General features: G+C 71.3%; 10 protein-coding genes. 4 read left to right on the forward strand and 6 right to left on the reverse strand.

Annotation, left to right across the window (positions count from 1 at the left end; all coding sequences use genetic code 11):
* Positions 1-53: 53 nt before the first annotated feature.
* The 5 genes from AB0G84_RS04435 to AB0G84_RS04455 form a co-directional block, all read right to left on the reverse strand.
* Positions 54-473: a hypothetical protein gene (locus AB0G84_RS04435; protein WP_361315357.1), complete on the reverse strand. Its 420-nt coding sequence runs from the start codon at positions 471-473 to the stop codon at positions 54-56.
* Between the two features lie 95 nt (positions 474-568).
* Complete coding sequence (locus AB0G84_RS04440; RefSeq protein ID WP_361315359.1) at positions 569-1,846, reverse strand: MFS transporter; 1,278 nt, start codon at positions 1,844-1,846, stop codon at positions 569-571.
* Between the two features lie 41 nt (positions 1,847-1,887).
* Positions 1,888-2,403, reverse strand: a complete 516-nt coding sequence (locus AB0G84_RS04445) for a hypothetical protein (RefSeq protein WP_361315362.1) — start codon at positions 2,401-2,403, stop codon at positions 1,888-1,890.
* A 34-nt stretch (positions 2,404-2,437) separates the two neighbouring features.
* Positions 2,438-3,679, reverse strand: a complete 1,242-nt coding sequence (locus tag AB0G84_RS04450; protein ID WP_361315364.1) for a hypothetical protein — start codon at positions 3,677-3,679, stop codon at positions 2,438-2,440.
* A 130-nt stretch (positions 3,680-3,809) separates the two neighbouring features.
* Positions 3,810-3,965, reverse strand: a complete 156-nt coding sequence (locus tag AB0G84_RS04455) for a hypothetical protein (RefSeq protein WP_361315367.1) — start codon at positions 3,963-3,965, stop codon at positions 3,810-3,812.
* A gap of 371 nt (positions 3,966-4,336) precedes the next feature.
* On the opposite strand from AB0G84_RS04455, the gene AB0G84_RS04460 reads away from it, so the two are divergent.
* Complete coding sequence (locus AB0G84_RS04460; protein WP_361315370.1) at positions 4,337-6,043, forward strand: hydrogenase maturation protein; 1,707 nt, start codon at positions 4,337-4,339, stop codon at positions 6,041-6,043.
* A 63-nt stretch (positions 6,044-6,106) separates the two neighbouring features.
* Here the strand turns inward: AB0G84_RS04460 and AB0G84_RS04465 are convergent, their stop codons facing one another.
* On the reverse strand, positions 6,107-6,718 hold the full coding sequence (locus AB0G84_RS04465) for a winged helix-turn-helix domain-containing protein (protein WP_361315373.1): 612 nt from the start codon (positions 6,716-6,718) through the stop codon (positions 6,107-6,109).
* Between the two features lie 870 nt (positions 6,719-7,588).
* Between AB0G84_RS04465 and AB0G84_RS04470 the strand changes: the two genes are divergently transcribed.
* The 3 genes from AB0G84_RS04470 to AB0G84_RS04480 all read left to right on the forward strand — a co-directional run bounded on the left by AB0G84_RS04470 (position 7,589) and on the right by AB0G84_RS04480 (position 11,259).
* Positions 7,589-8,545, forward strand: coding sequence for a hypothetical protein (locus AB0G84_RS04470; RefSeq protein WP_361315375.1), 957 nt, complete (start codon positions 7,589-7,591; stop codon positions 8,543-8,545).
* Positions 8,546-8,754: 209 nt separating this feature from the next.
* Entirely contained in the window at positions 8,755-10,206 is a 1,452-nt protein-coding gene (locus AB0G84_RS04475) for an amino acid permease (RefSeq protein ID WP_361315377.1), read from the forward strand.
* Positions 10,207-10,362: 156 nt separating this feature from the next.
* The gene (locus AB0G84_RS04480) at positions 10,363-11,259 is read left to right on the forward strand and encodes a GNAT family N-acetyltransferase (RefSeq protein WP_361315380.1); all 897 of its coding nucleotides are present in this window, start codon (positions 10,363-10,365) and stop codon (positions 11,257-11,259) included.
* Positions 11,260-11,353: the final 94 nt, after the last annotated feature.

The following is an 11,353-nucleotide window of genomic DNA, read 5'->3' on the forward strand; positions in this document are numbered from 1 at the left end:
GTGGTGGCGTCGAATGAGAGGTGCGGCTGGTGGTGCAGGCCACCACGCCGCGCTCAGCAGCGGAAGACGCAGTGGAGTACCGGCAGCCGCTCCGGTCTTGACGCGGCCTTGGAGGAGTGGCCGGCCGGTGCGCCCTCGGACGCGCGGGACCGGTGGATGGTGTCGTGGGTGCCGTACGGCGGCAGCGGGCGGCCGGTGCGGCGGGGGACGTCGACGGAGGCGCGAGCGGTGCTGCGGGGCTGGCCGCGCTCGGCCTCCCGCTTGCTCTTCTCCTCGTTCTTGTCGTCACCGGGCTTGACGGCGGGCGGGGCGCCGGCGGGCTTCGGTGCGGCCGATGCGGCGAACGCGCTGGTGGCAGTGGCGCCCGACGCCACCGCGCCCAGCAGGAACGCCAGGACGACGCCGACGACGGGCAGCAGGATGCGGCACAGACGCGGCAGCGGCGTGCCCGCGATGCACAGGTCCTTCCTCATCCGCGCCCCCCGTTGGCGTGTTCTTGGCGTACGGCCCTGCTCCCATAGTGGAGCATCCAGGTTTCCAGTGTGATAACGAGAAATGACGCCAAGTTTTACGATTTCCCGGAATGTGTCTCACGTGGTGAACCGGCGGCCAGCGGCACCACCGCCAGCGCGAGGACACCGCCCCCGAGCGCCAACACCGGGAAGCCACCCAGCGCCACGACCGGCCCCGAGAGCAGCCCGCCGGTCGCACCGGCGAGGGAGATCCCAACGTCCACCAGCCCCTGCACCGGCGCCCGACGGGCCGGCGGCAGCGCATCGGTGACCATGGCGGTGCCGCTGACCAGCCCGAAGTTCCAGCCGAGGCCGAGGAGTACGAGTGCGGCGGCGAGCGCGGGTACGGAGTGCGGCGGTGCCGCGGCGGCGAGCAGACCGGCGGCCAGCAGCACCGGACCGCACGCCAGGGCGACCCACCGCCGGCCGATCCGGTCGACGAGCAGGCCGGTGAGCGGTGAGGGCAGGAACATCGCGCCCACATGCAGCGCGATCACCAGCCCGGCGGCCCGGGTGTCCTGTCCGTGCGCCTGCATGTGGACCGGCGTCATCGTCATGACCGCGATCATCACCAGCTGACTGAGGACCATGACGGCGGTACCGGTGGCCACCCCGCGCCGGTCGGTGCCGGGCTCCGCCCGCGGGGCGTCCTCGGCAGCCGGGGCGGCGGTGGCGGCGTCGTCCGCCTGCTGCGCCGCCCGCGCCTCGGCCAGCCGCAGTGGATCGGGCCGCAGCAGGCAGGCCAGCACCACCGCGGCCGCCCCGAAGGCCGCGACGGCCAGCAGGAACGGCCCGGCGAGCCGCGGGATGCCCCAGGAGTGGGCCAGTTCGCCGGTGACCGCGACCAAGTTGGGGCCGACCACCGCACCGAACGTGGTGGCGAACAGCACCGTGCTCACTGCGCGCCCGCGCCGGGCGGGGGAGGCCAGGTCCGCCCCCGCGTAGCGCGCCATCAGGTTGGTGGCGGTACCGGCCCCGTAGACCAGCAGGCTCAGGAAGAGCAGCGGGACACTGTCGACGGCGGCTGCCACCACGACCCCGAGGCTGCCCAGCGCTCCGGCGCCGTACCCCAGTGCCAGGCCGGGGCGGCGGCCGAAGCGGCGGCAGATCCGGCCGATGGCCACCGCCCCGAGCGCGGCCCCGGCGGTGAACAGCGCGCTGGGCAGGCCCGCCAGGCCGGTGGAGCCGAGCATCTCCTCGGCGAGCAGGGCGCCGACGGTGATGCCGGCGGCCAGCCCCGCACCGCTGAGGACCTGGGAGAGGATCAGGACCTCGAGAATGCGCCGCTGTTCGGGGGCTTCGCGGGTGGCCGGTGCGCCGTTCCGAGCCGTCATGGTTCCTTTCCGGTCGGGCCGTGTGGTGGTGCGTCGTGGCGTCACGCGGCTGCCACGGGCTCCAGCGCGGCGATGTCGGCGAGCGACAGCCCCATCTGCTGATGGAGGAAGCGCACGATGGTCCAGTGCGGCAGCGCACCCTCGTCGAACGGGCCGAACTCCCGGCAGTAGAGCGGAATCCAGCGCAGCGCCTCTTCGAGCGCCTGCTCGCGGCCCGGCTCCTGCTGGTAGTCCTCGTAAGCGATGCTGCGGTGCTCGATGAAGAACCGGCCCGGCAGGCGTTCCTCGCACAGGGCGCGGTATTCGCGGGTCTGCAGGATGAGGTAGTGCCAGATCTCGTCGATGTCCTGCTCGACGGGGAGGAACAGCCCGCCGAGGTGCTCGCGGTGCCGGGAGACGAGGTAGAGGTACCGCAGGCATTCGGTGACCTGCCGCGTCACGAACTCCCGTGAGAGTTCGGGGTTCTTGGCCGCGAAGTGGGCCACCACTTCGGTGTGCAGGGCGTCTGAGAGCAGGTCCCTGAGGTCATCGGGGGATATCGGCGGGCGGCTGGTCATGGCTCTCCCGTGCGGGTGGAGGGGCGTGGGCGGGTCAGTCGGCGTCGGTGGCGAGCCAGGCGTACTTGCCGGACCGCCCGATGGGGAGGTGCCGGCGGTGCTCGATACGGCAGCGTCGTCCGGTGAGTTCACCGAGGGCGCGCTCCAGCTCCGCCGCCTCGGCGCCCTCGATCGGCTCCCCGTCGAAGGTGGTGTACACCAGCCGTGCCTCGGTGGAGCCCGTCAGCTGGAGCTGGTGCAGGAAGATGCGCCAGGCGGAGTCACCGATCCACCGGTCCAGATCGCCCTGCGCCACCGGACCGCGCGGGGCGTCCAGCAGCTCCTTCTGCCGGCCGCAGAACTGGATGATCTTCTCCGGGTCCGGCGAGCCGTCCGAGGTGCGGACACAGTCGCCCGATCGGTAACGGACCAACGGCATATGGGGGTTGCGCACGCTGGTGACGATGAGCTCGTGGATACCGCTACCGGGGGCGACCGGGTGGAGTTCCACGCTCATCCCGTCGAGGTACGGCCAGTACTTCCCGCGCCGGTCGCTGTAGTAGAGGTAGCCGAGCTCGGTGCTGCCGAACAGGTCGATGATCGGGCAGGAGAAGTGCTGCCGCAGGAAGCGCCGGACGTTCACCGGCGTGTACTCGTACGCGTGGATGATGCTGGCCGGTGGCGGAAAATCGTCCCACAGCCCCCATTGGCTCACCTTCTGCACCAGGTGTGCCAGGTGGTACCCGGAGCAGTCGAGGTGGTACCAGCCCCGGGGGTGGTCGCGCCGGGCGGTCTCGATCTCCTGGAGCATCCGCTCCACCTCGTCGCGCTCCCACTGCGCCGGGTCGAGCCGGAGGTTGAGGTAGCAGGTGCGGTCGTCGAGCCGGCGGTCCTCCAGGGTGGGCACCGGCCGGGGCGGCACGCCGCTGCGGGCCGCGTTGACCCGTGCGACGTGCTCGGTCGCCAGCACCGTCGTCAGCGAGACGCGCCGGCAGCCGGACTCCCAGGTGGCGGAGACATCGGGGTGGGTACGCCACAACGCGTAGTAGGAGTGCAGCAGGAAGTACGGGGGCCGGATGATCTGCATCCGGGCGTGGTTGGTGCCGGTGGACAGCACGTACTCCGCCTCGCCGGCCTCCAGCGCGGCGGCCAGCCGGGGCGTCATCCAGTTGTCGGGGAAGCCGCGGGCGATCTCCGGCTTGTCCAGTACGGGGAAGTACCCCTTCGCCACCGACTCGCGGTAGAGGGGTATGTCGCGGATCTGCTCGATGACTTCGGCGGTCGGCTGACCATCCATGGCTTCCTCGTGATGGGTCGGAGAACGGTGCCCCGGTGTGGTGCGGTGCGGTGTGGTGCCCGGGAGCGGGCGGGCCGGCGGCTGGGGAAGCGCCGGCCCGCCCGTCCCGGGGGCCTCGGCTGCGGCCGGGTCAGGAGATACAGCCGGCCTTCGGCGCGGCGCTGATGCAGCCCGACTTGGGTGCGGCACTGATGCAGCCGTTCTTCGCCGCCTGCTGGGCGGAGTTGGCGGCGAGCCAGTTCTGCCAGACGGCGTCCTGGGCCATCTTCTTGATGAGCTGCTCCATGGGAACCTCCGGGAAGGGTGCGGAAAGATGTCGGGCATACGGCGCTGACCAGCGCTGATGCCCGCGGCCACTGAAGGTAAAAGTATGACCAAGTGAATGTCAATGAAAGGCAATGCGGGGGTGGGGTGAAGCGGGTGCGGTGCGCCAACTTTGGCGGAATTTCGTCGAGATGAGGGCTGCCGGCACTACGTGACGAACCGTCAGGGCGGCGGCGGGGCAAGGCGGTGGGAATCGGGCGGAACCGGTGCGCCGTGCCGGATGGCGGCGGCCGGTCGGGTGACCTGCCGAGCCGGTCCGGGGGTCGGCCGGCCCGGCCGGGAACGATCGTCACCGTGCATGCCCGCCCACCGGTCCAGCCCAGGGAGTCCGCCGTGCGCATTCTGCTCATCGCCGACGCGTTCAACAGCCTGACCCAGCGCGTCCACGCCGAACTCGGCGACGGTGGCCATCAGGTGGGCGTCGAGCTGGTCACCCGGGAGACCCCGCTCCTGGACGTGGTGCGCCGGCACGCCCCCGACCTGATCGTCGCGCCGATGCTCACCACGCCCGTCCCCCGCGAGGTCTGGTCCGCCCACACCTGCCTGATCGTGCACCCCGGCCCGGTCGGTGACCGCGGCCCCTCCTCGGTGGACTGGGCGGTCCACCTGGGCGCGGAACGGTGGGGTGTCACCGTCCTGCAGGCCAACGACGAGATGGACGCCGGCGACATCTGGGCCGCGGTCGACTGCGCCGTCCCCGAGGTCGGCAAGAGCGACCTCTACCGCAACGAGATCGCCGACGCCGCGGTCGAAGCCGTACTGGCGGCCGTCGAGCGGGTGGCGTCGGGCACCTACCGCCCGCAGCCGCAGGACTCCCTGCCGGAAGCCGCCCGGACCGGCCGCCCCCGGCCACCGCTCCGCCAGGACCTGCGCCGGATCGACTGGCACCACGACCCCACCGACACCGTCGTACGCACCCTGCGCGCCGCCGACTCCCGGCCCGGCGTACGGGACGAACTCCTCGGCGGCACCTGGTACCTGCACGGCGGCCACCCGGAGGACACCCTCACCGGCCGGCCGGGGGAGCTGCTCGCCACCCGCTGCGGTGCGGTCTGTCGGGCGACGGCCGACGGCGCGGTATGGATCCCCGAGCTACGGCCCCCACGCCGTCCCGGGGGACCCGGCACCGTCAAACTGCCCGCCACCCTGGCGCTGGGCGACCGCCTCCCCCCGCTGCCGGAGGTGCCCGCCCCGCTGGACGCCGGCGACCGCCCCCGCACCTGGACCGATATCCGCTACCGGGAGGACGGCCGGGCCGGATTCCTGGAATTCGCCTTCCCCGGCGGTGCGATGAGCACCGACCACTGCCGCCGGCTGCTTGCGGCCTACCGTCACGCCTGTAGCCGGCCGACCTCCGTCCTGGTCCTCGGCGGCCGGCGGGACTTCTTCTCCAACGGCATCCACCTGAACGTCATCGAGTCCGCCACGGACCCCGCCGCGGAGGCCTGGGACAACCTCAACGCCATGGACGACCTGGTGCACGCAGTCCTGACCACCACCGACCGGCTGGTGGTCGCCGCGCTGGGCGGCAACGCCGCGGCCGGCGGGGTGATGCTGGCCCTCGCCGCCGACGAGGTGTGGTGCCGCGCGGCCGCGGTGCTCAACCCGCACTACCGGCTGCTGGGGCTGTACGGCTCGGAGTACTGGACGTACACCCTCCCCGGCCGGGCCGGCGCCCGGGTGGCCGCCGAACTCACCCGGCGCGCCCTGCCGCTCACCGCCGCGGCCGGCCAGCGGCTCGGGCTGGTGGACCGGATCGTCGACTGCGACCCCCAGGAGTTCGCCCCACAGACCACGCACCTCGCCGTGCGGTTGGCCTCGTCGTCGGCGGTCCAGGCCCGGATCGCCGCCAAGAAGGCCGAACGGGAGCGGGACGAGACGGAACGGCCGCTCGCCGCCTACCGGGAGGACGAACTGGCCCGTATGCACCGGATCTTCTTCGACCCGGAGCATCCCCACCACGCGCTGCGGCGGGCCTTCGTCCGCAAGGAGCCGGTCACCGGCACCCCGGAGCACCTGCGCACCGCACCGGCCGGCTGAGCCCCCGGGCCCGCGGCCGGTCGCGCCGGCCGCAGGCCCCCGGGGTGTCCGTGGCTGTGCCGCCTACGGTGTGGGCTGGTACTTGTAACCGATCCCGAAGACCGTACTGATGGAGTCGCGCAGGCCCGGCCCCAGGCGGCGGCGCAGCCGGGCGATGTGCACATCGACGGTGCGGGTGCTGGACTGGCAGCTGGGCCAGACCGCGGCCATCAGCTGTTCCCGGGTGAAGGCCCGTCGGGGGTGCAAGACCAGGTGGGCGAGTAGGTCGAACTCCAGCCGTGGCAGGTTGAGTTGGCGCCCCTCGAGGAAAACGGTCCGGGCCGCGGTGTCGATCCGGATGGGCTCTTGCAGCGCCCCGTCGGGCAGGGCGGCGGATCTGCCCGGCAGTGCCGGGTCCTCACGCGGCGGGGCCAGGATGATGTGGACCTCGTCCGAGGGCAGCCGTTGCACCGAAACGGGTTCCAGGTCGTGCAGGGTCAGTTGCCACTTTCCGTCGGGAAGCCGGTCGACCGCCAGGGGTGGCCCTTCGCCGGGCCCGGCCGTCACCGGGCGGCCGAAGCCGGCTTCCGGACGCAACGCAAGCGGGGTCGTCGAGGAGTTCATAAACATGATCTGGGCCCATTCCTCTTGCAAAGCAGGCGTGTACGGACAGACATGGCGGTGCTCGACGTTCATGGGTGCTGAGGTACCTGTGCAGCCCTCGCGGCGCAGTCCGGTGCCAAGGCGTGGGAGGCGACCGGGCACTCCCCTTGCGGCTGCGCCCAGCGGGGGCAATCGCTCCGTTCGTGCCGCAGGAGCGCTCGCGCCCATGCCCGTACTCGGCCATGACGTGGTGCGGAGTCATGGCCACCGGTCCGGTCGAACGCTACATGTGATCGCGCGGTTCCGGAAAGTAGCTTCCGTTAATTTCGGTTGCTCTTGACCCGAATCCGTGCTGGGGCGCGGTCAAGTACGCGCAGGCGCGGTGGAGTTGGGGTACGGCGGGCCGGGGTGAGGGGTTCCAGGGCGCCCTCTTTCCGGCTGGTTTTGGCCGGAACGCGTCGCCGGGTGGCTGGTGAACCCCCGTGATGGCTCCCGTGTCCGCTCGTGACTCCCGCTCGCGTTCCCGACTCCCACACCCGCTCCCGGATCCCGCGCCCGCTCCCCGCTCCCGACTCCCGTTCCCGGCTTCTGATTCCACTTCCGTGTGACGGGTGGTGAAACCGGGGAATCGGAGGGGTGATCGGCGGGTACTGCCAGGTGGGGTCCACTTGTGGGGGTTCGGTGAACGTGTGAATATGCCAAATTAATGCCCAGTGTTGAGTGCGGGGTTCGGGAGGGCATAGTGGAGGGCTTCGGGAGAACGGTCGGTAAATAGTTTCTCTTTCAATTTTCGGTGTGGCGAAAAGGTGCGGAAGCAGATATTCCAGACGGTTGTTTTCGCAATGAGTTGAGGGTGAGTAGGGTGTGCCCCGCTGCCACCTGACCACTGGCAGAGGTCCAGCCGAATTGCGGCGCGGCTGGAATGCGGTGTGGGGATGACGCCTTCGTGACCGGGAGGGGACCATGGCGGCCGGCTCATTCGACGGGCAGTACGTGTGGAGTCCGGCGGCCGATGACCGCGCCCTGGCGCTGGCCTGTATGGACGTCAGGGCCGGCCGGTACCGCAGCGCGCACGAGGTGCTCAGGGAATCCCGGGGGGACTTCGAGGTGCGGGCCCACCGCTCGCTCGTCCTGGCCTCCGTGGCGGCCGACTCCGACCTGGCGGAGCGCTGGCTGGCCGAGGAGCCGGGGCCGGAGGCCGCGCTGCTGTGGGCGCGGGTGGCCATGCTGCGGGCCCTGCGCACGGCCGACGCCGGTGACCGGAGGCAGGGCGCCCTGGCCCGGATAGCGTGGTCCGCCTGTGAACGGGCCGCGAAGGAGCTGCCCGAGGACCCCACCCCCTGGGTGGCGCAACTGGCGCTGGCCCGCCTCGACCGCCCGCAGGACCCCGCGCCCCAGGGGCTGCTGACCGCGCCGCCCGGCCCGTGGTACCTCTTCGCCCACATCCTCCGGCTCGACGCCTGGCACCGCGAGGCGCACCACCGCTTCCTGTCGTTCTTCTTCACCCGCTACGGCGGATCCTCCAGCGCGAGCTGGGACGTCGCCGCCTTCCTGAGCCAGCGGGCTCCGGCCGCCTCCCCGCTCCGGCTGCTGCCGCTGGTGGCGCTGGTCGAGGACTACGACCCCTCCGCACTGCTCGCCGACCGCACATGGGAGCAACCCCAGTGGATCAGCACCGCGATGGGCATCTACCACAACTGGCTCCCGCGGGTGGCCGATTACCGCTTCACCCCGGTGTTGGACCTGTCGTATCTGGCGCACGCGCTGTACATGGCGAAACGTGAATTCGAGGCGCGGGAAGTCTTCACGGCCATGGGTCCCCATGCCGCACGTATGCCCTGGAGCGTATTCGGTGAGCCCGAAGAGCAGTTGAGCAGGGCTCGTCGATCCTGTGGACTTCCGGCACCGCACGGCGTCTGAGTCAATACCGCGTCGAACCCGCCGGAGTCACTCCACACTTTCTCCGCATCCGCCCCGGCCATTCGTACCACTCGCCCCCGTCCATTCCCCCCCCAGATTTTCCCAGAAAGGTTGCGGTAGTGTCCGAGCGCACGTCTATCACTCGCTCGAATTCCCCCCACTCCCCGGCGGATCCCGTCACCCTGGACGACGATGCGACGCTGCACGCCATGGGGTATCCGCGGAAGCTCACCCGGAGGTTCCGCGCGTTTGACAATTTCGCCATCTCCTTCACCATCATCAACATCATTTCCGGAATCTTCTCCTCCTTCGGATTCGGGATGAACGCCGGCGGCCCAGGGATCCTGGTCTTCGGCTGGATCGGCGTATCGGTCATGGTGCTGTTCGTCGGCGCCGCCATGGGCGAGATCGCCTCCGCCTACCCCACCAGCGGCGCCCTGTACTTCTCGGCCGGCAAGCTGGCCAAGCGGCACCGGGGCGCCTGGTCCTGGTACACCGGCTGGTTGAACTTCGTGGGCCAGGTCGGCGGCACCGCGGCCACCAACTTCGCCGCCGCCACCTTCATCCAGGCGTTCCTCGCCATGCAGGTGCCGGGCTACGAGGCGACCCCGCAGCAGACGGTCGGCATCACCGCGGCGATCCTTCTCCTCCAGGCGCTGGCGAACACCTATACCGTGCGGCTGGTCGCGCTGGTGAACCGGATTTCCGTGTGGTGGCTGCTGATCGGCATGGTGGTCATCGTCGCGGCGCTCGCCTTTGTGCCCGACCACCACCAACCCCCGTCGTTCGCCCTGCACTTCGTGAACAACACCGGCTTCACCAACGCGGTGTACGGCGGAATGCTGGGCCTGCTCGTCACGAGCTGGACGTTCACCGGGTTCGACGGCAGTTTTCACATGTCCGAAGAAACCGTGCAGGCAACGGTCAACGCCCCCAGGGGCATCATGCGGGCCATCACCTGCTCCGCGATCACCGGGCTGATCCTGATGCTCGCCCTGGTGTACGCAATCCGCGACTACGGCCATGCGGCGCGTGCGGACGCGCCGCCCGTGCAGATTCTCATCGACGCACTCGGGCAGAACACCGCGAAGTTCCTCCTATTGATCGTCATCGGCGCCATGCTGTTTTGCGGCCTCGCCAACATGACCAGCAATACCCGGCAGATCTTCGCCTTCTCCCGGGACGGCGCGATGCCGGGCTCCCGCTGGTGGCACTCGGTCTCCGCCCGCACCCGTACCCCCGTCAAGGCCGTTTGGCTCGCGGCGGCCTGCCCGCTGGTGCTGGTCCTGCCCGGCTGGTGGTCGCACACCGCCTTCACGGCCGTGGTGAGCGTCAATGTCGTCGGGCTCTTCCTCGCCTACGCGGTACCGATCTTCCTGCGGCTGCGGCTGGACGACTTCCGGCCCGGGCCGTGGAACCTCGGTCGCTACGGCAGGCCCGTCGCGGCGATCGCGGTGATCTGGATCCTGATCAGCAATGTGCTGTTCATGCTGCCCCAGGCCTCCCCGATCACCCCCACCTCCTTCAACTACGCGCCCCTCGCGCTGGCCGTCGTGCTGGTCATCGCCACCGTGTGGTGGTTCGCCACCGCCCGGCGGCGCTTCCAGGGCCCGGTCAGCTACGGCCGCCCCGACGAGGTCGCGGCCATGGACCTCATCTGACCCGCCCCTACCGGCGGTCCGGCCGCGCCGCGGCCGGGCCGCCCGTAACGCCACCTGCCCGTAACGCCCACGCCCGCCCGGTGCTTCCACCAGGCGCCGCGTCTCCCACCACCCCGCCTGAGACTTCTGCCCCCACCAGAAGGGACCACCGCCGCCATGCCCCCCACCGCCGAGGAATCGCACCCCACCGCCCACCACGCCCCTGCCGCGCACGACCTGTCCGTCACCACGGCCTCGGCCGACGACTGGCTCCAGGTGGCCCGGTGGGCCGCCGACGAGGAGTGGAACCCGGGCCGCGACGACACCGGCTGCTTCCACCCCACCGACCCGGCGGGCTTCTTCCTCGGTCGGCTCGCCGGCCGCCCGGTCTCCGCGGTCTCCGTCGTCAACTACTCCGACGCCTACGCCTTCCTCGGCTACTACCTGGTCCACCCCGACCACCGGGGCCGGGGCCTGGGCCTGGCCACCTGGCGCGCCGCGGTCCCGCACGCCGGAGCCCGCACCGTCGGCCTGGACGCGGTCCCCGCCCAGCAGGCCACCTACCGGCGCGCCGGGTTCACCGCGGCCCACGAGACCCTCCGCTACGGCGGACGCCCCGCCGGTGCCGGCACACTCCCGCCGGACGTCGTCGCCGTCACCGGCGCCCACCTCGACGCGGTCGCCGCCTACGACCGCCGCTGCTTCCCCGCCGACCGGCGGGACTTCGTCGCCCGGTGGCTGACCGCCCCCGGCCACACCGCCCGCGCCCACCTACGGGACGGCGAGATCACCGGCTACGGAGTCATCCGCCCGGCCCACACCGGCCACCGGATCGGCCCGCTCTTCGCCGACACCCCGCAGGCCGCCGAGGCGCTCTTCGACGCCCTCACCGCCACGGTGGACCCCGCCGACGAGGTCTTCCTCGACATCCCCGAACCCCGGCGCGCCGCCCACGCCTTGGCCACCGGGCGCGGACTCACGCCCCGTTCGCACACCGTGCGGATGTACACCGGCCCGGTCCCGCCGGCCGCCCACGAGCTCACCTTCGGCGTGACCAGCCTCGAATTGGGCTGAGGGACTGCGGGACATCCCGCAGCCCCGCTCGTGCGGAACCACCGGACCGACCAGGCTGCGAACGCGCCCGTCGGCCCCGTGGCACGTGCCACGG

Source organism: Streptomyces sp. NPDC020742 (assembly GCF_040641675.1).
In the GTDB taxonomy this organism is placed as follows: Bacteria; Actinomycetota; Actinomycetes; order Streptomycetales; family Streptomycetaceae; genus Streptomyces.